Here is a 19883-nt window from a genome sequence, read left to right on the forward strand (position 1 = left end):
TTTCGCTAATAATGCGCTGGCCCGGGGTGTTGTCATGCCGCACGCGTGTCCCGTCCAGCCCGAACGGCCTCTGTTACAATATGGGGTTGTCAGAAAAGTACTCGCCCCGCACCGATACTCATCCGGAATTTTTATCCTATGCAGAACACCACAAAAAAAGCCGTCATCACCGGCATCACTGGCCAGGATGGCGCCTATTTGGCTGAATTGCTCCTTGAAAAGGGCTACCACGTTACCGGTACCTTCCGTCGTGCCAGCTCGACCAATTTCTGGCGTATCGAGGAACTCGGCATCGCTGCGCATCCGAACCTGTCGCTGGTCGAGTACGACCTGACCGACCTGGCGTCGAGCATCCGCCTGATCCAGAGCGCGCAACCGGATGAGGTGTACAACCTGGCGGCGCAGAGCTTCGTCGGCGTGTCCTTCGACCAGCCGCTGACGACCGCGTCGATCACCGGCCTGGGCGCCGTCAACCTGCTCGAGGCGATCCGCACCGTCAATCCGAAGATCCGCTTCTACCAGGCGTCGACCTCGGAAATGTTCGGCAAGGTGCAGGCGATCCCGCAGGTCGAGGACACGCCCTTCTATCCGCGCAGCCCCTACGGCGTGGCCAAGCTGTACGCCCACTGGATGACGATCAACTACCGCGAGAGCTACGGCATCTTCGGCTCCTCGGGCATCCTGTTCAACCACGAGTCGCCGCTGCGCGGCCGCGAGTTCGTCACCCGCAAGATCACCGACTCGGTGGCGAAGATCGTCCTGGGCCAGCTCGACGTGCTCGAACTGGGCAACCTCGACGCCAAGCGCGACTGGGGCTTCGCCAAGGAATACGTGGAAGGCATGTGGCGCATGCTGCAGGCCGAACAGCCGGACACCTACGTGCTGGCGACCAACCGCACCGAGACCGTGCGCGACTTCGTCACGATGGCCTTCAAGGCCGCCGACATCGCCATCGAGTGGAGCGGCAGCGGCGAGAGCGAAACCGGCACCTGCGCCAGGAGCGGCAAGACCCTGGTGCGCATTTCGCCGAAGTTCTATCGTCCGGCCGAAGTCGAGCTGCTGATCGGTAACCCGGAAAAAGCCCGCCGCGAACTGGGCTGGGAGCCGAAGACCACGCTGGAAGAGCTGTGCCAGATGATGGTCGAGGCCGACCTGCGGCGCAACAAGCAAGGCTTCTCGTTCTGACATGAGCACCACGACCCTGGAGCGGCAGGCGGACCTGCAGCCGGACACGGCGACGCGCGAAGGCGCAGGCCGGCGCGCGCTGGTCACCGGCCTGCGCGGCTTCACCGGCCGCTACGTCGCCGCCGAACTGGCGGCGGCAGGCTACCGCGTGTTCGGCACCGCCATGCCGGGAGGCGAAGCGGGCACCGACGTGCTGGCGGTCGATTTGTGCGACCGCGCGGCGGTCGCCGCGATGGTCGAGCAGGTGCAGCCGGACGTCGTCGTGCACCTGGCCGGCATCGCCTTCGTCGGCCACAGCGATGTCGAGCAGATCTACCGCGTCAACGTGGTCGGCACCCGCAACCTGCTCGAAGCACTGGCCGGCGCGCGCCACAAGGCCTCGAGCGTGCTGCTGGCCTCGTCGGCCAACATCTACGGCAACGCGCGCGTGCCGGTGATCGACGAAAGCGTCGAGCCGGCGCCGGCCAACGACTACGCCGTCAGCAAGCTGGCCATGGAATACATGGCGCGCCTGTGGATGGACAAGCTGCCGATCGTCATCGCGCGGCCGTTCAACTACACCGGTCCCGGCCAGGGCGAGAACTTCCTGCTGCCGAAGATCGTCGCGCATTTCCGCCGCCGCGAACGCCGCATCGAACTGGGCAACCTGGCGGTCGCGCGCGACTTTTCCGACGTGCGCATGGTCGCGCGCAGCTACCGCCGCCTGCTGGCCGCGGCGCCGGCCGGCGAAGCCTTCAATGTGTGCTCGGGCCGCAGCCATTCGCTGGGCGAAGTCATCGACATGGCCTCCGAGATCGCAGGCTACCGCATCGAGGTCGAGGTCAACCCGGCCTTCGTGCGCGCCAACGACGTGCTCACGCTCACCGGCAGCAATGCCAGGCTGGCCGGCGTGATCGGCCCGATCGCTGCGCCGCCGCTGTTCGATACCCTGCGCTGGATGATCCACGGGTGAACATGCCTGAGCTGAACGCCGGCCCGGGAACGACCATGATCGAACCCGGACCGGCGGGCAGCCACCCCGTATTCTCCCTGCCTGTCCCGGGGCGCCGCCAGCGCGTGCCGGATGCTATGCTGGCGCCGATGCGCGCCGCGCCACGTCCCTTGCGCCCGCTGCGGTGACTTCCTACGTTTTTCGATCGTTTCTATGCGCGTCCTACATTTTTATAAAACCTACTACCCGGACACCGTAGGCGGCATCGAGCAGGTCATCCGCCAGTTGTGCGTGGGCACCGGCCGCCTTGGCGTGACCAACACGGTGCTGTCGCTGTCGCGCGAAAAGAACCTGGCGCCGATCGCTTTCGAGGGCCACACCGTGCACCGGGTGCCGCTCGACTTCGAGCTGGCCTCGAACGCCTGCTCGATCGCCTCCCTCGGCACCCTGGCGCGCCTCGCGCGCGAGGCCGACGTCGTCCACTACCACTTCCCGTGGCCGTTCATGGACCTGGCGCATTTCCTGGCGCGCGTGCGCAAGCCGACGGTAGTGAGCTACCACTCCGACATCGTGCGCCAGAAAAATCTGCTGCGCCTGTACCAGCCGCTCAAGCAGCGCTTCCTGCGCAGTGTCGACGCCATCGTCGCCGCCTCGCCCGACTACATGGAGTCGTCCCCGGTGCTGGCGCGCTACCCCGGCAAGACCCGCGTCATCACCTATGGCCTCGACCAGTCCACCTACCCGCAGCCCGATCCGGCGCGGCTGGCCCACTGGCGCCAGCAGGTCGGCCCGAAGTTCTTCCTGTTCGTCGGCGTGCTGCGCTATTACAAGGGCCTGCACGTGCTGCTCGAAGCGGTCGCCGGCACCGGCTACCCGGTGGTCATCGTCGGCGCCGGGCCGGAAGAGGCGGCCCTGAAGGCCCAGGCCCAGAAGCTGGGATTGAAGAATGTGCTGTTCACCGGCGCGCTCGGCGAGGACGACAAGGTGGCGCTGCTGACGCTGTGCTACGCGATGGCCTTCCCCTCGCACCTGCGCTCGGAGGCCTTCGGGATTTCGCTGCTGGAGGGGGCGATGTACGGCAAGCCAATGGTCTCCTGCGACATCGGCAGCGGCACCACCTACATCAACATCGACGGAGAGACGGGGCTGGTGACGCCGCCGTCCGATCCGCAGGCGCTGCGCGCGGCGCTGCGCACGCTGTGGGACAACCCGGACCTGGCGCGCGAGATGGGCGCCCGTGCCGGCGCGCGCTTCGAGGAAGTTTTCACGGCGTCGAAGATGGCGGCCAGCTATACCGGCCTGTATCAGGAACTGGTGGCGCGCCGCGCCGCGACGCCGGGCGTGGCGGGCGCCGCGGGCCTGGCCGCCCCCGCCAAGACGCCGGATTAAGAGCGCCTAACAAAACCTTCAGAGCAAGGGATGCGGCCACCCGACGCGGCGACGAAGACAGTACGACGGTACGGCGAGGAGCTGCAACGCAGCTATGGAGGTTTTGTTAGGCGCTCTAAGCCGCTTCGGCCCAGCGCTCGCGCACGGTACGGATCGTGGGCAGCTGGGCGACGAACAGGTCGACCAGCGCCGGGTCGAAGTGCTTGCCCTTTTGCTCAACCAGGTAGCCGACCGCTTCTTCCTCGCTCCAGGCGCGCTTGTACGGGCGGATCGAGGTGAGGGCGTCGAACACGTCGGCGATCGCGACGATGCGCCCGGTCAGCGGAATGGCGTCGCCGGCCAGCCCATTCGGGTAGCCGCTGCCGTCGTACTTCTCGTGGTGGGTCAGGGCGATGTCGTGCGCCAGCTGCAGCATGCCGCCGCCGTGCTCGCCGATGATCTCGGCGCCGATCGTGGCGTGGCTCTGCATGATCTTCCATTCGTCCGCATCGAGCGGCCCGGCCTTTTGCAGGATGCGGTCGGGGATGCCGATCTTGCCGACGTCGTGCATCGGCGCCGCGTGCAGCAAGTCGTCCGCCTCCTGCTCGCTCATGCCGGCCGCCAGGCCCAGGATGCGCGCGAAATGGCTCATGCGGATCACGTGCAGGCCGGTCTCGTTGTCCTTGTATTCCGCGGCCAGGCCGAGGCGCTGGACGATCGCCAGGCGCGAGGCCTTCAGTTCGTCCATGCGCACCAGGGATAAATGGGTGCGCACGCGCGCGCGCACCACCGGCGGGCTGACCGGCTTGGTGATGTAGTCGACCGCGCCGGCCTCGAATCCCTCCAGCTCGTCGGCGGTGTCGTTCAGCGCCGTGACGAACACCACCGGGATTGGCGCCGTCTCCGGGCTGGCCTTCAGGGCGGCGCACACTTCGTAGCCGCTCATCCCCGGCATCATCACGTCGAGCAGGATCAGGTCGGGCTTCTCCTTGTGCGCCAGTTCCAGCGCCCGTGCGCCGTCCTTGGCGAACAGCAGGCGGTAGTGGTCCTGCAGGATCTGGCGCAGCAGTTGCAGGTTGCTGGCTTCGTCGTCGACCGCCAGGATCAGCGGGCGATTACTGGTCGTACTCATTACATCGTTTCCTGTGGTGTAGTGTCATCCTGCCCGCCGAGCGCATCGAGTGCATTGAGCACCGCGTCGAGCTGCTGCTGGGCGAGGTCGAAATCGAAATCGGCAAGCGCCGCCTGCACCTGCGTGATGCGGGCGGCAAGCGGGTGGCCGGCCAGCGCGGCGGCCAGGCCGGCGAGCGCGGCGTCGTCGAGCGCGCCGCGGCCCAGGACCTCGTGCAGCACGCGCCCGGCGCGGCGCGCACGCGGCAGGTCGAAGGACGATACCGCCGCCGCCGCTACCGGCGCCTGCGCCGGGCGTTCGGCGCGGATCATCAGCAGCGCCGCTTCGTGGGCGGCGTCGACCCTGGCGAGCGCCTCCGGCAGCAGCGCCAGGCTGGCCAGTCCGCTGCCCTTGTCGCCTTCGGCCAGGGTTTCCAGTTCGCCCAGTGCGTCGGCCAGCAGTTCGAGCGCGATGTTGGCCGCGACGCCGCGCGCCTTGTGCGCCAGCATGCGCAGCGACGGATAGTCGGCCGCGTCGGCAAAGCCGCGCAGGAACTGCGGCAGCAGGGCGTGCTGGCTGTGGAAGTGTTCGAGCGCCTCGCGGTAGGCATCCTCGTTGCCGCCCCAGCGGTGCAGGCCGCCCGGGCGGTTCAGTACCTGGCGATCGATTTTCGGGGCGGCGTCGGCTGCTGCGTTATCTGCGCCCAGGCCGAGCACCCGCGCGATCTCGTGCGACAGCGTGGTCCAGTCGACCGGTTTCGACGCAAAGCCGTCCATGCCGACTTCGGCGGCCGCGCGGCGGTGCTCGAGCAGGACGCTGGCGGTCATGGCGATCACCGGCACGCGCGCCCGGCCGGCGGCCTCGGCCTGTTCGCGGATCAGGCGCGTGGCGCGCAGGCCGTCGAGGACCGGCATCTGGAAATCCATCAGGATCAGGTCGAAGTCCTCGCGCGCGGCCATCTCGACCACGGCGGCGCCGTCCGAGACCGCCGTCATCGTGTGGCCGCGGCGCGCCATCAGCAGCTGCAGCAGTTCCAGGTTCTGCGGCACGTCGTCGGCGGCCAGCACGCGCAGCGGCGGCAGGGCGCAGGCGGTGCGCACGCGCGCCTGCTGCGGCGCGAAGCGCGCCACCACCAGCGGCAGCAGCACGTGGAAGGTGGTGCCTTGCCCGACGGTGCTCTCGGCCCAGATCTTCCCGCCCATCAGCTCGACCAGCTGCTTGCTGATCGTGGTGCCCAGGCCGGTGCCGCCGAAGCGGCGCGTCATCGAGGCGTCGGCCTGGGTGAAGGGGTCGAAGATCGCCTGCAGGCGCTCGGGGGCGATGCCGATGCCGGTGTCGGTCACGGCGAAATGCAGCTGGTCGCCCTGCGGCTCGGCGCGCAAGGTCACGCTGCCGCTGGCCGTGAACTTGATCGCGTTGTCGAGCAGGTTGGTGAGCACCTGGCGGATGCGCAGCTCGTCGCCGCGCAGGTTGGTCGGCAGCGCCGGGTCGTAGTGGATGTCGACTTGCAAGCCCTTGGCGCGGGCGTTGGCGGCCAGGGTCGAGGACAGCTCGTCGATCAGCGACAGCAGGTTGAAATCGTTGATCTCGAGTTCGACCGCGCCTTTTTCCAGCTTCGCGGTGTCGAGGATTTCGTTCAGGAGGCGCAGCAGCGAGCGGCCGGCGTTGCGCACCGTGTCGAGGTGGCGGCGCTGCTCCGGCGCCAGTTCGCCGTCGAGCAGCACGTCGGTGAAGCCGAGGATCGAATTCATCGGCGTGCGGATCTCGTGGCTCATGTTGGCGACGAAGGTGGCGCGCGCGGCGGCGGCCTGCTCGGCCGCTTCCTTGGCTTCGCGCAGCGCTTCCTCCATCGTGCGGCGCTCGGTGATGTCGAGGATCACGCCGTCGAGCCAGGTCAGCTCGCCCGCCTCGTTGCGCACGCCGGTGCCGTTTTCCCACAGCCAGCGGGTGCTGCCGTCGGCGTGCAGCAGGCGGTACTCGACCAGGTAGGGGCGCTCTTCCGCCAGCGCCGTTTGAATCGCCTCCGACACGCGCACGCGGTCGGCAGCGTGGATCAGGGCACCGAAAGAACGGCGCGCGGCGCCACCTGGCGGGTCGCCGATGAAGTCGCGTGCCGGGTAGCCGGCCACGCGCTCGACGGCGTCGCTGATGAACACCATCGGATGCGCGCCTTCGATGCGGCTGCGGTAGGAGATGCCGGGGATGGTGCCGATCAGGGAGCGGAACTGGTTCTCGCTGGCGCGCAGCGCGCCGATCATCTCGCGCCGCTCGGTGACGTCGGTAATGAAGCAGACGAACAGCTCGCGCTCTCCCAGGCGCGCATGGCCGACGGCGCCGCGGATCGGCACCAGGCTGCCGTCGCGGCGCAGGGCCACCAGCTCTTCGTTGTTGGGCGCCGGATTGGCGGCGGGATCGCGCAGGTAGGCGAGCAGTCCCTGTTTGCCGCTGCGTTCCTCCTCGGTCATCAGGAGGCGGATGTTGCCGCCGATGATTTCGTCGCGGCGCCAGCCGAAGATCTTCTCGGCCGAGGCGTTGAATTCCTCGATCGTGCCTTCGCGGTCGATGGTAATGACCGCGTCCACGGTCGTGGTAAGCAGGGCGCGCATCCAGGCTTCGCTGCGCGACAGTTCGGTGTACAGCTGGCGGTAGCGCAGCAGGCCATTCGCGGCCAGCACGACGCCGGTGAACAGCACCGTGATCAGCGCGATGCCCAGCGCCAGGTAGGTAGTGTCGGAAGCGACGGCGGCGTCGGCGGCGACGCTGCCGACGAAACGGGCGGCAGCCATGCCGGTGTAGTGCATGCCGGCGATCGCGCAGCCCATGACGATGGCCGCCAGCAGCAGGCGGCGGCCTTCGCTCAGCGAAGCGAAGCGGGTCAGGCCGAAGCGCACCCACAGGGCGAGGGTGGCCAGCACCACGGCGACCACGATCGACAGGCCGAAGGTCAGCGGGTCGTAGAGCAGGTCCAGGCTCGTGCGCATGCCGGCCATGCCGGCGTAGTGCATGGCGCCGATGCCGGCCCCCACCAGCACGCCGCCCAGCACCAGGGTGCCGCTGCCGATGCGCTCGCGCGCGATCAGGGTCAGCGCCACGAACGAGGCGGCGATGCTCGGCAGGCTCGACAGGATGGTGATCATCGGGTCGTAATCGACCTGGGTGCACAGGTTAAAGGCCAGCATGCCGATGAAGTGCATGGCCCAGACGCCGGCGCCGAGCGCGAGGCTGCCGGTCAGCAGGAAGACCGTGCGCAGGCGGGTCTGCTGGCGCGCCTGGCCGGCGATCTGCAGGCCCATCCAGGAGGCGAAGATTGCCATCACGATCGACAGCAGCACCAGCTTGGGGTCGTAGATGCCGTAGCTCAGGAGCGACGGGTCGTCGGGCAGGAGGAAAAGCGACATGGGGAGAATCCGGGCAGGAGGGCGTCGGGGGCGGACGCGGGCATTTCGTCAGTATGACATTTTCCATAAGGAAAGTGTTGCAGGAATCTGCCGAAATTGCCGATATTTCACATTTGTGTCGCGCAGTTGCCACCATGCGCACGCATGATTCCTGATGCCAATTCACTGCCGTGTCCGATGGGGTATGCTGCCTGCATGGCGGGCGCATTCCTGAGCGGCCCGGACAGGTGCACGATGCCGATCCAACACATTTTATTTGCCGCGCTGGCGCCGGTGTTTTTCACGGCAGCGGCGGCCGGCGCCGCCGGTGCCGCACAGGCTGCCGAGAGCCGCCCGCTGGCCGTCGAGACGGTTCCCTTGCGTCCGCTGTACATCACGACCGAGACGGCGGCGCCGTCGAGCATGCTGGACGGGGACGGGCGGGTGATCGGCATCGCCACCGACAAGGTGCGCGCCGCCCTGGAGCGCGCCGGCTTGCCGTACACGATCGACCTGCTGCCCTGGAAGCGCGCCTATGCCGCCGCGCGCACCCGGCCCGACGCCTGCGTCTACTCGACCACGCGCACGCCCGAGCGCGACGCCCTGTTCAAATGGGTCGGCCCCACCGACAGTGCCGAATGGGTGCTGATGGCGCGCGCCGACCGCCGCATCGTCCTGCGCACGCTCGAAGACGCGCGGCCCTACCGGATCGGCACCTACAACGGCGACGCCCGCGACGCCTACCTGCGCAGCCGCGGCTTTCGCGTCGACCCGGCCCCGACCGACCTGACCAACCCCCGCAAGCTCCTGCTCGGCCGCATCGACCTGTGGGCCGCCGCCCTGCGCGCCGGCAGCCCGGTGCTCGAGCAGAACGGCTGGAACGGACGCATCGTCCCGCTGCTGGTCTTCAACCGGATGGATGTGTTTTTGGCCTGCAACCGGGCCGTGCCGGACGAGGTGGTCAACCGCCTGAACGGCGCTTTCGCCAGCCTCGAGCGGGACGGGGCGATGCGGCGGATCGAGCGCGCGTACGATAACTGGAACGGGCGGGCGGGAAGCAGGTAGCCACTGCCCCGCGAGCTCGCCCCTGCAGGCAACAGCCGAGGCTTGTTCGTCGTCGCACCCCCAACACTGTCGGGATTCTTGACAGGACGGCCGCGCGCCGGCGCTAAGTTCATGATTTTCCTAGTTGGAATGAAATTTGCTTATATGCATTAAAAAGCACATAACATTCACAACAGGGAAAACCATGCTGAAGAGCACACTTGTCGCTGCTGTCTTGCTCGGTTGCGCGGCCGCGTCGCAGGCCGGCACCATCCATTATGCCGGGACCAGCTCCACCAATTTCGGCAACTGCATTCCGTTCGGCTGCCCGGATGCCTACGAACCCCATATGGGTTTCGTGTACAAGGACATCGCTGCGTTCACGCTGCGTGCCGGCGACATCATCGCGTTCGACACGGCCGGCCGCAACGACCAGGCGCTGCGCTTCGACCTGTCGCTGGCCGCGGCCAGCGCGAACGGCGCGGTCAAGGCCGACGCCAACGGTTTTACGCTCGTCTCGTCGCTCGCGCCGGGCGTGTTCGGCGACACCATCATCGGCAACTATGACATCGCGTTCGTGGCGAACACCACGTTTCATTTCGCGGGCGGCGGGCTGATCGTCGACTTCCTGAACACCAATGGCGCCGTGCTGGACCTTGGCACCGGCTCGGGCGACTACAACCTCGTCGGTTCGGCCAACAACCCTCACGCGGTATGGCGCTATTACTATGCGCCGACGGTCGGCGACAGCAAGTACGGCGATCCCCACAACGTCGGCAACTTCTCCATCACCACCTTCCCCGTCAAGGAGGTGCCGGAACCGGGCTCGCTCGCTCTGCTCGGCCTGGGCATCGTCGCGTTGCTGACGCTGCGCCGCCGTTCGAAACGCGCCACTTGTTCTCGTTAGTGAAATTTTTCCCCTTCATTGAAAGACCGCCATGCAAAAAGCGTTTCGTCTCAATGCCGATCAAATCAAACCCTTGGCTCCGGGATTGGGTGGCTGCCTGGCGACCGACAGGATCACGGTGGACGGGAAACCGGTTGGTTATATGCGCCGCGAAGCACCAGTCCGGCCGGAAGACAGCGGCTGGCGATTCTTCGCAGGCGATGAAGACGCCGTCTACATGGCTAACAACGCCCATCACGGTGTGTACGATGTGAACACCATCGTGAATTATTGTCCCGAGATCCTGCCGTATATCGATGCAGGGCCAGGCAGCGAATTTGAACGGGATGAAGACGGAAGCTATATTTTGCTTGAGTAGAAGAAGCCGACTTTCATTCCCCCGTCGCCTGGAAGGATTGACTTAACGGGCGCCGCGCCGGGAAACCACTGGCCCCAACAAGCAAAAACCCGCGTTCTCCAAAGAAGAACGCGGGTTTTTCGTATTCGTGCGTGGTGCCGGGAACCGGAATCGAACCGGTACGCCTTGCGGCGCGGGATTTTGAGTCCCGTGCGTCTACCTATTCCGCCATCCCGGCGACGCGCTCCGCATTATCGCTGATTTGCATTGCACCGGCAACAGTTTCCCGGCTCGGCAGGGTAGCGGGGCGGGGCTCCGGCTGGGGTGCGCCGGCCTGGCCGGACAAGGCGTGCTGCAGTGCGCGCAGGGTCGGGATTGGGCCGACGACGTCGAGCGCATGGGCGCGGATCCGGACGTGTACCCGCTGCCCACGGTTGCGCCAGGCGTTGCCGGTGTTCATGACATAGCGCACCCGGCCGGGCGCCGCGCCGCCCTCGGACTCGACATAGCCCAGCGCCGCCAGCACCTCGCCCAGGGTGTGGCGCATGTGAATGGCGTCGAAACGGGTGCTGACCTCGAGCCGGCCGGGTGTGCCGGCCCATAGCGGCAGGGCCAGGCCGGCCAGCATCGGCAGCACGATCACCGCGAGCGGCGCGCCGGGGTCGAAGGCGCGCAGGGCCAGCACCAGCAGGGGCATGCCGGCCGCCACCGTCAGGCCGTAGGCCGTCAGCGGCGACAGCCCGCGCAGTCCGCCTGCGCCACGATGCGCATGCACGATTTCCGAGAACATTACGCTTTTCATGTTGTCTCCTGATAGGGGCGACTTGCTCTCGGCCATTGTCGGCCCCGCTTGCGCCCCGGAGTTGACGTGACTCAAATAACATGACTGGGAAGATATGCTCGTGCCGTGGTCGGAGGCCCAGCCGGCGTTGCGTCGACATTCGCTGACCTTGTTCGGATCTGTCCGATGGAGACACCATGAAACGACAACCGTTGATACTCGGCGCCGTGCTCTCGGCGCTGCTCTGCGGCGCCCCCGGGGCCGGCGCGCAAACGATAGCGCGCACGACGGCGCTCGATGTGCAGCTTGACGGCCAGGGCGGTTTCAACGCCTTCTATGGCGACGGCTTCACGGCCGCCGAGTCCGGCCGCGCCTTCGCCAGCGTGTTTACCTTCACGGTCGCCGGCATCCCTTTCGACGCCGCGGCCTCCGTCACCTCGTCCTTCCTCGACTCGCCGGGCACCAAGGACCTGCTGCTCACTGGCCTGAGCCTGTACCGCTACGACCCGGCCACGCTTGCGGTCATCGGTAACGCGGTGGCCGGCATCGACCTCACCGGCTTCGGCGACAACCCGGTCGATTCGTGGTCGGTGACGGCATTGAACCTGCCGGTCGGGTCGTATGCGGTGCGCGTCGACGGCCAGGTGGTGGGTGCCGCGGGCGGCAGTTTCGGCGGCGATTTGACCGTGTCGCCGGTGCCGGAAGCGCCGTTCTACGCGACGTTGCTGGCGGGCCTGGCGGGCGGCGCGCTGCTGCGGCGGCGCAGCTTCGGGTTCGTGGGGCGATAAAAAATCGCCCTGCGGGAAGTCCCGGAGGGCGATCGGCCTGAAGCAGGGGGCGGGTCAGCGGGCTCGCCGGTACAGGCGGAAGCGCTCGTCGCGGTCCGAGGCGCGCCGGCCTTCCCACAGCAGCGTGGCGCCGGCGGTGCGCCAGGTGCGGCCCAGGTCGCGGTCGTCGCGGGTCTTGACGCTGTCCTGCAGCAGCACGTAATCGCACTGGCCGCCCTCGACGCCGACGAAAGGCAGGCGGCCGTAGTAGGCGAACGAGGCGCGCTGCGAGGGGCCGACATTGGTCTCGATGCAGTTGGCGTTCGGCGGCAGCTTGGCGGCGATCGCCTGGGCCACGCCGGCGTAGCTCTTGCTGTAGTTGAGGTCAGGCAGGAACAGGGTCATCAGGAGCACCCACAGCAGGATCAGGCCGCCCGAGGACAGGACCACCGCGCGCCACAGCACGGTGCGCTGGCGCGACACCCGCCAGCGTACCAGCCAGATCCAGCCGATCGTGACGGCGGCCGCCACCGTGAAACTGATGATGCCGAATTCCGGTGTGAAGCCCGGCACCAGTTTCAGGGCATTGTGCGAGAGCTTGGCCGGCCAGCCGGTGAGTTTCGCGATCCAGAACAGCCAGACCAGGGCGGCCAGCGTCGTCAGCGCCATTACCGAGAACCAGTCGATGGCGTTGATCGCGCCGCGCTTCATGGTCGGCAGGCCGAACGCGGCCATCAGGGCCAGGGGCGGCAGCAGCTTCAGCAAATCGCCGTTTTCCGGCGTCGGGTCGCACAGGATCACGGCGGTGAGCGCGCCCAGGAAGGTCAGCGGCAGCACGATGTGCAGCATGTGCTGCTGGCGCCGCCAGGCCCAGATCGCCCAGCCGGCGAAGGGCCAGGCCGGCCAGAAGAACCAGACGCCGACCCGGAAGAAGGCCTTGATCGAGGTCCAGCCGGGCAGGGCCAGCTGCTCGACGTTCCAGCCGACCCAGGCGGGCACCGGCGACTGGCCGTAGGGCTGCAGCAGGCTGGCCGGCACGATCCACACCAGGGTCAGCAGCAGGGCGGCGAGCGCGGCCAGTCCCATGTGGGGCAGGGCGGCGCGCGAGGGGATGCGGAAGAAGCGGGTGCACAGGAACAGGGCCAGCAGCAGGGCGACCGGCGAGATCGGCCCGCGCGTGAGCGTCAGCGCGCCCAGCGACAGGCCGACCAGGGCGGCGTTGCGCAGGCTGGCAGTCTCGATGTAGCGCACCGCGCGGTACAGGAAATAGGCCAGCAGCGAGCCCTGCAGGGTGACGGCGAGAGTTTCGTGGCTGTACAGCAGCAGGCCGAGCGATCCGAGGTAGACCAGCACGGCGGTGTCGGCCAGGGTGCGGCCATAATCGTCCGGTTCCGGCTGGCCGCCGAAGGCCAGGCGCAGCGGTTGCGCTTCGGGACGGCGCCCGAGGTGGAAGGCGGTGTACCAGAGCGACATGCCGCCGGCCACGAAAATGCCGATGTTCGACACGCGCGCGGCCAGCACGTCGCCCAGCAGCCAGCCGAACAGCTTGATGCACAGCGCGCCCAGCCAGAAGGCGAGCGGGCCTTCGTCGAGCGCCGGGAGGCCGGCCACGTTCGGGAACAGCCAGTCGTCGAGGCCGCCCCTGGACATCGTCCACATGATGCCGAAACTGTCGGCATCGTCCTTCCACGGATCGCGGCCGATCAGCCCCGGCAGGATGTACAGCAGGCCAAGTGCGAACAAGGCCCAGCGCGGCAGGGCGAGCGTGGCGGCGGCGGGAAGGCGGACTGGTTTCATCGATAAGTCTGATGCTGGATAAAGGTCGCGCTAGTATAGCGGGTGACGACGGGGTAAAAAAAAAGAAGCCGAATGTCGGCTTCTTTTTGCGCTCCCTGCGGGTTCGTGCGAACCGGCGCGGGAGACTTGCGCAGGGCTGGATTTAGCCGTTGGCGACCGAGGTCTTCGAACCAACTGCGCCGAACTTCTGGCGGAATTTTTCAACGCGGCCGGCGGTGTCGACGATCTTGTGCTTGCCGGTGTAGAACGGGTGCGATTCAGCCGAGACTTCGATCTTGACCAGCGGGTAGTCCTTGCCTTCGAAGTTGATCGTCTCGCGGGTGTTGATGGTCGAGCGGGTGATGAATTTGAAGTCGCACGACATGTCGTGGAAGACGACTTCGCGGTAATCTGGATGGATTTCGTTTTTCATGGTTCTGCCTTGGTAGGTTTGGTAGCCAAACAGCACTTCGTCGGTCGTCTTGCCTCTTGACCCGATTGCCGCTCACTTGCCGGGGTTGAGTACTACTGAACCCACGATTATAAAACGCATCGATCGGCAAGGCAACCTTGGATACGTAGGGTGGACGGCTCTGCCGTCCACGCGTTCAACCGACGGTTGCTACTTCGCGACATGCTTCTGTGCGTTGAACGCGTGGGCGGCGGATGAGCCGCGTGTTTATCAATCACCCGGGTATAGCCGCACACCCTACGTCCTGCTGCATATGTCGCGGGAAAATAAAAAGGGCGGCCTAAGCCGCCCTTCCTCGATGCTTTAGCGGTAATTAACCGCCGCGGCGCATCATGTCGAAGAACTCGATATTGGTCTTCGTCGCACGCATCTTGTCGAGGATGAACTCCATCGCCTCGATCTCGTCCATCGAGTACAGCAGCTTGCGCAGGATCCAGATCTTTTGCAGCTGGTCCGGCTTGATCAGCAGTTCTTCGCGGCGGGTGCCCGACTTGTTCAGGTTGATCGCAGGGTAGACGCGCTTCTCGGCCAGGCGGCGCTCGAGGTGCACTTCCATGTTGCCGGTGCCCTTGAATTCTTCGTAGATGACGTCGTCCATGCGCGAGCCGGTTTCGATCAGGGCGGTCGCGACGATGGTCAGCGAGCCGCCTTCTTCGACGTTACGGGCAGCGCCGAAGAAACGCTTCGGACGCTGCAGCGCGTTGGCGTCGACGCCGCCGGTCAGCACCTTGCCCGAGGCCGGGATCACGGTGTTGTAGGCGCGCGCCAGGCGGGTGATCGAGTCGAGCAGGATCACGACGTCCTTCTTCATTTCGACCAGGCGCTTGGCCTTTTCCAGCACCATTTCGGCAACCTGCACGTGGCGGGTGGCCGGTTCGTCGAAGGTGGACGCCACGACTTCGCCGCGCACCGAGCGCTGCATCTCCGTCACTTCTTCCGGACGCTCGTCGATCAGCAGCACAATCAGGGTGACGTCGGGGTGGTTCGCGGTGATCGCGTGGGCGATGTGCTGCAGCATGACCGACTTGCCGGATTTCGGCGAGGCGACCAGCAGGCCGCGCTGGCCCTTGCCGATCGGCGAGATCAGGTCGACGATGCGGCCGGTGATGTTCTCGGCGCCGTTCATGTCGCGCTCGAGGCGCAGCGGTTCCTGCGGGTGCAGCGGGGTCAGGTTCTCGAACAGGATGCGGTGCTTCGATGCTTCCGGCGATTCGCCGTTGACCTTGTCCACCTTTACCAGGGCGAAGTAACGCTCGCCGTCTTTCGGCGTACGCACTTCGCCTTCGATCGAATCACCCGTATGCAGGTTGAAGCGGCGAATCTGCGACGGCGAGATGTAGATGTCGTCGGTCGACGCCATGTAGCTGGCGTCGGGCGAACGCAGGAAGCCGAAACCGTCGGGCAACACCTCGAGGGCGCCGTCGCCGAAGATCTGTTCGCCGGATTTGGCGCGCTTCTTCAGGATCGCGAACATCAGTTCCTGCTTGCGCAGGCGCGCTGCGTTGTCGATATCGAGGCCGATGGCCATCTCCAGCAGCGCGGAGACGTGCATTGCCTTCAGTTCAGATAAGTGCATGTTGTGTGGGTGTCCCGTGACGGGAAGGTAAAGGTAGGGGAGGGAACGACGTGGATTAATTAAACTGCGTTAAATAGGAAGCGGCCGGAGGCGACCGAATTCCCGTCTAGGCAATGGCGGCAGTGCGGGCGCGCTGCCGCCGCTATGCGTTCAGATGTTGCTGTCGATGAAAGCGGTCAGCTGACCCTTGGCCAGGGCGCCGACTTTCTGTGCAGCGACGGCGCCGTCCTTGAACAGGATCAGGGTCGGGATGCCGCGGATACCGAACTGGGCCGGCACGGCCTGGTTGGCGTCGACGTCCATCTTGGCGATCGTGATCTTGCCGTCGTATTCCTTGGCCACTTCTTCGAGGATCGGGGCGATCATCTTGCACGGACCGCACCACTCGGCCCAGAAATCGACCAGTACCGGACGCTCGGACTTGAGCACGTCGGTTTCGAAAGAAGCATCGCTGATGTGTTTAATGTTTTCGCTCATGTTTTCCTCAAAGAAGAGGTAAGGATCAAGGTACGCCTGGAGACCCGTGCCGACCCTGTCGGCAGCTCGTCCGGCTTCCGCTTTTCGGGCTCGAACTCGAGTTCCCTTTGGTAAAGCTGGTTGCAACGCAATGGTGGAGACAATGCGCGCGAACTCAAGTTTGGAAGGTCGTCCAGAGGACGTCAGGCGGGGGATTTAGGCCGAATAATACCTTATTTTCCCAAAAAGTGTTCGGACGTTTGTACAAAATCTCAACATACGACGGCGCTGCGCAATTCGTCGAGCGCGATCGGTTTACGGAAGATGCCGGCCACCCGCAAACCCAGCACCCGGGCCAGTTCGCCGGCCGCGTTGCGTACCCCGGAATCCATGCCCGACAGCAGGATCACGCCACCGCCAAAGCCCCGCTGCGCCGCCACCTGCAGGAATTCGATGCCGTCCATGTCGGGCAGGGCCAGGTCGCAGATGAGCATGTCGGGACTGGCTTCGGCCAGCGTCGACAGCGCGTGGCGGGTGCTTGCCTCGGTATAGATGTCGCGCACGCCGATTTGTTCCAGCATGTCCTTGAGCATGTCGAGCATGAAGCGGTCGTCGTCGAGGACCAGCACGCGCGGCGGCTGACCTGTGCCTGCCGGAGCGAGCTTATTCATACAGGTGGTTTGGGCAAGATGTTGACTGGGAAGGAATTATGGGCGAGAACCGGCAGGCGTGGCGCATGCTGTTCAAAATTTTCTGCCCTGCGTTGTATTCAGGAAGCAGGGTGCTCTTAGCCCAGACTGCCGGTCAATTGAATGAGGTGACCCGGGTGCCACATCGTCACCACCGACGCGACTTGTCCCTGCGAGGTGGTCTTGCGGTTGAGCACGAGGCAGGCGGCGCGGGCGTCGAGGCCCAGCATCTCGGCGACGTCGCGCGGCGCGTCCAGCGCTTCGATGCTGTAGGTCGCCCCTTGCAGCGGCGCTACCGCCATCAGGTGCTCGTTGGGGGTGATGCTGCCGAAATCCTGCTGCAGGTAGTGCGGCGCGCAGGCTGGGTTGACCCAGCGGTCTTCGAGCTGGATCGGCACCTCGTTCTCGAAGTGCACGATCACGGAATGGAACAGCGGTGTCCCGGCGGGCAGGGCGAACTGCAGCGCCAGCGCTTCGGGCGCCAGGGCCTCCTCGAGCAGGCGCAGGCGGCTGCCGTGGCGGTGTCCGCGTGCGCGCACTTCGTCGGCGATGTTGCGGATCTCGACCAGCGTTGCCTGGTACTTGCGCGGCGCGACATAGGTGCCCGAGCCCTGGCGGCGCGTGAGCACCTGCTCCGCAGTGAGTTCGCGCACGGCGCGGTTGACGGTCATGCGCGAGACGCCGAACTGGCGCACCAGCGCCTGCTCCGACGGCACGAGGTCGCCTTCCTTCCAGCGTCCGGATGCGATCTCGCCGACCAGGTAATCCTTGATGCGCTGGAAAATAGGGGTGCTCGCGGGGGTGCTCCCGTATGCGCTGTGTTCGTCCAAACTGCTCTCCGGAAGGGCGATAATGATGACTGTATTGATGACCAGTTGAGTCTCGATTCTAGCACCGCCGATTCGAAAGCAAGGATTGGGGTGCCCGGAGACGCTCCCTGTGTCAGGATGCAGTCATTCCCACCCCTCCATCGCCCACTGCCATGAAGATCGAGACCATGCCCGACCCCTATGCCACCGACGATGCGCGCTGGGCCGCCGTGCAGCGGCGCGATCCGCAGGCCGACGGCGTTTTTGTCTATGCGGTGCGCAGTACCGGCGTGTATTGCCGGCCTTCCTGCCCCTCGCGCCTGGCGCTGCGCACCAACATCGCCTTCCATGCCGGCTGCGCCGAGGCCGAGGCGGCCGGCTTTCGTCCCTGCCTGCGCTGCAAGCCGGAACAGCCCCCCGCTGCCGAACGCCAGGCGCGCGCGGTGGCCGAGGCCTGCCGCCTGATCGACGCTTGCGAGGAGGCGCCCGACTTCGATGCGGTGGCCCGTGCGGTCGGCATGAGCCGCTTTCACTTCCAGCGCGTCTTCAAACTGCATGCCGGGGTCACGCCGAAAGCCTGGGCCGCGGCGCGCCGTGCCGAGCGGGTGCGCGAGGCGCTGGGGCAGGGCGCGAGCGTCACCGATTCGCTGTACGCGGCCGGCTTCAACTCGGCGTCGCGCTTTTATGCCGACGCCGGGCAGATGCTGGGCATGGCGCCGGCACGCTTTCGCGAGGGTGGCGCCGGCGAGGCGATCCGTTTCGCGGTGGGCGCCTGCTCGCTCGGCGCGATCCTGGTCGCCACGACCGAACGCGGCATCTGCGCGATCCTGATGGGGGACGACCCGGACGCCCTGGTGCGCGACCTGCAGGACCGTTTTCCAAAGGCGCAGCTGATCGGCGCCGACGGCGAGTTCGAGCGGACGGTGGCGCTGGTGGTGGGGTTCGTGGAGGCGCCGCGCATCGGGCTGGATTTGCCGCTGGACGTGCGCGGCACGGCCTTCCAGCAGCGCGTGTGGGCGGCGCTGCGGGCGATTCCGGCGGGCGAGACGGTCAGTTATACCGAGCTGGCGCGGCGCATCGGTGCGCCTGCTGCCGTGCGCGCGGTGGCGGGGGCCTGCGCGGCCAATCCGGTGGCGGTGGCGATACCCTGTCACCGGGTGGTGAGGAACGATGGCGGCCTTTCAGGGTATCGATGGGGGATCGAGCGCAAGTCGGCGTTGATCGACCGCGAAAAAATGTAGCGTGGACGGGTTCCCCGTCCACGCGTTCAACGTTGCTCCGCTTCCTTCGCCAGCGTCTGCGCCAGCCGCACCCGCCCGGTCTCGGCGTACTTGCGGCAGGCCTCGCCATCGATGAAGACTGCGTTGCCGAGCTGCTTCTGCTTCGCCTGCCGCTCGAGCAGGCCGATCGCATCCGGATGCGCGGAGACCAGGATGTCGCAGGGCAGGGCGGCAACGCGTGCGATCGAACGCTCGACATCCGCCTTTGCCTGCGGATAGAGCGCATTGCCGCTGTAGCGGAAGGTCCCGGCGCCGATTGCGTTCAGGCTGTCCGCGTACACCATGTTCACTGTCTTGCCGTTCTCGCTTGCCTGCCAGGTCCAGCTGATGCCTCCCTGCGTATGCCCCGGCGTGAAATGCGCCTTGACTGCCAGCGGGCCGAGGGTCACGGTCTCGCCGTCGCGCACGGTTTTTACCTGCGCCACCGGCGCCATGTCCGGCATGCCGTTGCCGAACTGCGGATCGCCCTTGTCGGTCTTGCCGGATTCGAGCACCGGTTTGGCGGCAGGGCTGGTCAGCACCGTCGCCCCGCTCAAGCGCTGCAGTGCCGCGATGCCGCCTGCATGGTCGAGATGCTCGTGCGAGACCAGGATGTACTTGATGTCTTCCACGTTGAAGCCGAGCCGGCGGATGTTGGCCGCGATCTGGTGCGGCGTTTTCGGACCGGCGCCGTCGATCAGTATGTGGCCGGCAGGCGAGGTAAGCAGCATCGCGCTCAGGCCCTGGGTGCCGACGTAATAACTATTGCCCCAGAGCGTAAACGGGTCTTGCGGGCCTGCCCAGTCGGCAGCGTGGACGGGCAGGGAAAGCAGGGGCAGGCAGGACAGGACGGCGGCGATGCGTTTCACGGGGAGGTATTCGCTTGGTGTTGGTGCGGTTGGGATAACCGGGATCGGGATAGGGATAAGGATAGAGAGTGTGGGGGGGGGGGGGGGGGGGGGGGGGGGGGGGGGGGGGGGGGGGGGGGGGGGGGGGGGGGGGGGGGGGGGGGGGGGGGGGGGGGGGGGGGGGGGGGGG

19 protein-coding genes and 1 tRNA gene are annotated in these 19883 nt (G+C 66.5%); 9 read left to right on the forward strand and 11 right to left on the reverse strand.

The window, feature by feature from the left end; all coding sequences use genetic code 11:
* Positions 1-138: 138 nt before the first annotated feature.
* From gmd to ACWCIA_RS17400, 4 genes are read left to right on the forward strand one after another with little or no spacing between them, the layout of a single operon-like run.
* Positions 139-1185, forward strand: coding sequence for a GDP-mannose 4,6-dehydratase (gene gmd, locus ACWCIA_RS17385; protein WP_454165230.1), 1047 nt, complete (start codon positions 139-141; stop codon positions 1183-1185).
* A 1-nt stretch (position 1186) separates the two neighbouring features.
* Positions 1187-2137 (forward strand): NAD-dependent epimerase/dehydratase family protein, encoded by a 951-nt coding sequence (locus ACWCIA_RS17390; RefSeq protein ID WP_454165232.1) that lies wholly within the window; start codon positions 1187-1189, stop codon positions 2135-2137.
* 2 nt (positions 2138-2139) lie between these two features.
* Positions 2140-2304 carry a hypothetical protein gene (locus ACWCIA_RS17395; protein ID WP_454165233.1) on the forward strand — a complete coding sequence of 55 codons (165 nt, stop codon included), beginning with the start codon at positions 2140-2142 and terminating at the stop codon, positions 2302-2304.
* A gap of 25 nt (positions 2305-2329) precedes the next feature.
* On the forward strand, positions 2330-3505 hold the full coding sequence (locus ACWCIA_RS17400) for a glycosyltransferase family 4 protein (protein ID WP_454165234.1): 1176 nt from the start codon (positions 2330-2332) through the stop codon (positions 3503-3505).
* Positions 3506-3620: 115 nt separating this feature from the next.
* On the opposite strand, the gene ACWCIA_RS17405 is transcribed toward ACWCIA_RS17400, so the two are convergent.
* Positions 3621-4616: a response regulator gene (locus tag ACWCIA_RS17405; RefSeq protein ID WP_454165236.1), complete on the reverse strand. Its 996-nt coding sequence runs from the start codon at positions 4614-4616 to the stop codon at positions 3621-3623.
* On the reverse strand, positions 4616-7993 hold the full coding sequence (locus ACWCIA_RS17410) for an MHYT domain-containing protein (RefSeq protein ID WP_454165237.1): 3378 nt from the start codon (positions 7991-7993) through the stop codon (positions 4616-4618). The genes ACWCIA_RS17405 and ACWCIA_RS17410 overlap by 1 nt, the downstream gene beginning before the upstream one ends.
* Positions 7994-8227: 234 nt before the next feature.
* Between ACWCIA_RS17410 and ACWCIA_RS17415 the strand changes: the two genes are divergently transcribed.
* The 3 genes from ACWCIA_RS17415 (at position 8228) to ACWCIA_RS17425 (ending at position 10281) form a co-directional block, all read left to right on the forward strand.
* On the forward strand, positions 8228-9037 hold the full coding sequence (locus ACWCIA_RS17415; RefSeq protein WP_454165239.1) for a substrate-binding periplasmic protein: 810 nt from the start codon (positions 8228-8230) through the stop codon (positions 9035-9037).
* A 184-nt stretch (positions 9038-9221) separates the two neighbouring features.
* The gene (locus ACWCIA_RS17420) at positions 9222-9923 is read left to right on the forward strand and encodes a PEP-CTERM sorting domain-containing protein (RefSeq protein WP_454165241.1); all 702 of its coding nucleotides are present in this window, start codon (positions 9222-9224) and stop codon (positions 9921-9923) included.
* 31 nt (positions 9924-9954) lie between these two features.
* The gene (locus tag ACWCIA_RS17425) at positions 9955-10281 is read left to right on the forward strand and encodes a DUF2185 domain-containing protein (protein ID WP_454165243.1); all 327 of its coding nucleotides are present in this window, start codon (positions 9955-9957) and stop codon (positions 10279-10281) included.
* A 132-nt stretch (positions 10282-10413) separates the two neighbouring features.
* On the opposite strand, the gene ACWCIA_RS17430 is transcribed toward ACWCIA_RS17425, so the two are convergent.
* Together ACWCIA_RS17430 and ACWCIA_RS17435 are read right to left on the reverse strand one after the other, a co-directional pair.
* Positions 10414-10498, reverse strand: a tRNA-Leu gene (locus ACWCIA_RS17430).
* A complete protein-coding gene (locus ACWCIA_RS17435; protein WP_454165245.1) occupies positions 10481-11062 on the reverse strand; it encodes a hypothetical protein in 582 nt (193 codons plus the stop codon). The genes ACWCIA_RS17430 and ACWCIA_RS17435 overlap by 18 nt, the downstream gene beginning before the upstream one ends.
* A gap of 176 nt (positions 11063-11238) precedes the next feature.
* Here ACWCIA_RS17435 and ACWCIA_RS17440 point away from each other — a divergent pair, with 176 nt between their 5' ends.
* A complete protein-coding gene (locus ACWCIA_RS17440) occupies positions 11239-11829 on the forward strand; it encodes an FxDxF family PEP-CTERM protein (RefSeq protein ID WP_454165247.1) in 591 nt (196 codons plus the stop codon).
* A 54-nt stretch (positions 11830-11883) separates the two neighbouring features.
* Here the strand turns inward: ACWCIA_RS17440 and ACWCIA_RS17445 are convergent, their stop codons facing one another.
* The 6 genes from ACWCIA_RS17445 to hutC all read right to left on the reverse strand — a co-directional run bounded on the left by ACWCIA_RS17445 (position 11884) and on the right by hutC (position 17607).
* Positions 11884-13605 (reverse strand): ArnT family glycosyltransferase, encoded by a 1722-nt coding sequence (locus tag ACWCIA_RS17445; protein ID WP_454165248.1) that lies wholly within the window; start codon positions 13603-13605, stop codon positions 11884-11886.
* 142 nt (positions 13606-13747) lie between these two features.
* Positions 13748-14017, reverse strand: a complete 270-nt coding sequence (locus tag ACWCIA_RS17450) for a type B 50S ribosomal protein L31 (RefSeq protein WP_454165250.1) — start codon at positions 14015-14017, stop codon at positions 13748-13750.
* Positions 14018-14369: 352 nt separating this feature from the next.
* Entirely contained in the window at positions 14370-15632 is a 1263-nt protein-coding gene (gene rho, locus ACWCIA_RS17455; protein ID WP_136220912.1) for a transcription termination factor Rho, read from the reverse strand.
* Positions 15633-15782: 150 nt separating this feature from the next.
* Positions 15783-16109 (reverse strand): thioredoxin TrxA, encoded by a 327-nt coding sequence (trxA, locus tag ACWCIA_RS17460; protein ID WP_379720274.1) that lies wholly within the window; start codon positions 16107-16109, stop codon positions 15783-15785.
* Between the two features lie 251 nt (positions 16110-16360).
* The gene (locus ACWCIA_RS17465; protein WP_454165252.1) at positions 16361-16759 is read right to left on the reverse strand and encodes a response regulator; all 399 of its coding nucleotides are present in this window, start codon (positions 16757-16759) and stop codon (positions 16361-16363) included.
* A gap of 116 nt (positions 16760-16875) precedes the next feature.
* A complete protein-coding gene (gene hutC, locus ACWCIA_RS17470; RefSeq protein WP_454165254.1) occupies positions 16876-17607 on the reverse strand; it encodes a histidine utilization repressor in 732 nt (243 codons plus the stop codon).
* Positions 17608-17759: 152 nt separating this feature from the next.
* Here hutC and ada point away from each other — a divergent pair, with 152 nt between their 5' ends.
* The gene (gene ada, locus ACWCIA_RS17475) at positions 17760-18827 is read left to right on the forward strand and encodes a bifunctional DNA-binding transcriptional regulator/O6-methylguanine-DNA methyltransferase Ada (RefSeq protein WP_454165256.1); all 1068 of its coding nucleotides are present in this window, start codon (positions 17760-17762) and stop codon (positions 18825-18827) included.
* 26 nt (positions 18828-18853) lie between these two features.
* Here ada and bla read toward each other — a convergent pair whose 3' ends face one another.
* Positions 18854-19714 (reverse strand): subclass B3 metallo-beta-lactamase, encoded by an 861-nt coding sequence (bla, locus tag ACWCIA_RS17480; protein ID WP_454165257.1) that lies wholly within the window; start codon positions 19712-19714, stop codon positions 18854-18856.
* Positions 19715-19883 lie beyond the last annotated feature (169 nt).

It is taken from the genome of Massilia sp. SYSU DXS3249 (assembly GCF_053668055.1).

What these genes read in the sequence shown, in the direction of transcription:
- gmd (WP_454165230.1), top strand. Translation starts at nt 139, where the DNA reads ATGCAGAACACCACAAAAAAAGCCGTCATCACCGGCATCACTGGCCAG.
- ACWCIA_RS17390 (WP_454165232.1), top strand. Translation starts at nt 1,187, where the DNA reads ATGAGCACCACGACCCTGGAGCGGCAGGCGGACCTGCAGCCGGACACG.
- ACWCIA_RS17395 (WP_454165233.1), top strand. Translation starts at nt 2,140, where the DNA reads ATGCCTGAGCTGAACGCCGGCCCGGGAACGACCATGATCGAACCCGGA.
- ACWCIA_RS17400 (WP_454165234.1), top strand. Translation starts at nt 2,330, where the DNA reads ATGCGCGTCCTACATTTTTATAAAACCTACTACCCGGACACCGTAGGC.
- ACWCIA_RS17405 (WP_454165236.1), bottom strand. Translation starts at nt 4,616, where the DNA reads ATGAGTACGACCAGTAATCGCCCGCTGATCCTGGCGGTCGACGACGAA.
- ACWCIA_RS17410 (WP_454165237.1), bottom strand. Translation starts at nt 7,993, where the DNA reads ATGTCGCTTTTCCTCCTGCCCGACGACCCGTCGCTCCTGAGCTACGGC.
- ACWCIA_RS17415 (WP_454165239.1), top strand. Translation starts at nt 8,228, where the DNA reads ATGCCGATCCAACACATTTTATTTGCCGCGCTGGCGCCGGTGTTTTTC.
- ACWCIA_RS17420 (WP_454165241.1), top strand. Translation starts at nt 9,222, where the DNA reads ATGCTGAAGAGCACACTTGTCGCTGCTGTCTTGCTCGGTTGCGCGGCC.
- ACWCIA_RS17425 (WP_454165243.1), top strand. Translation starts at nt 9,955, where the DNA reads ATGCAAAAAGCGTTTCGTCTCAATGCCGATCAAATCAAACCCTTGGCT.
- ACWCIA_RS17435 (WP_454165245.1), bottom strand. Translation starts at nt 11,062, where the DNA reads ATGAAAAGCGTAATGTTCTCGGAAATCGTGCATGCGCATCGTGGCGCA.
- ACWCIA_RS17440 (WP_454165247.1), top strand. Translation starts at nt 11,239, where the DNA reads ATGAAACGACAACCGTTGATACTCGGCGCCGTGCTCTCGGCGCTGCTC.
- ACWCIA_RS17445 (WP_454165248.1), bottom strand. Translation starts at nt 13,605, where the DNA reads ATGAAACCAGTCCGCCTTCCCGCCGCCGCCACGCTCGCCCTGCCGCGC.
- ACWCIA_RS17450 (WP_454165250.1), bottom strand. Translation starts at nt 14,017, where the DNA reads ATGAAAAACGAAATCCATCCAGATTACCGCGAAGTCGTCTTCCACGAC.
- rho (WP_136220912.1), bottom strand. Translation starts at nt 15,632, where the DNA reads ATGCACTTATCTGAACTGAAGGCAATGCACGTCTCCGCGCTGCTGGAG.
- trxA (WP_379720274.1), bottom strand. Translation starts at nt 16,109, where the DNA reads ATGAGCGAAAACATTAAACACATCAGCGATGCTTCTTTCGAAACCGAC.
- ACWCIA_RS17465 (WP_454165252.1), bottom strand. Translation starts at nt 16,759, where the DNA reads ATGAATAAGCTCGCTCCGGCAGGCACAGGTCAGCCGCCGCGCGTGCTG.
- ada (WP_454165256.1), top strand. Translation starts at nt 17,760, where the DNA reads ATGAAGATCGAGACCATGCCCGACCCCTATGCCACCGACGATGCGCGC.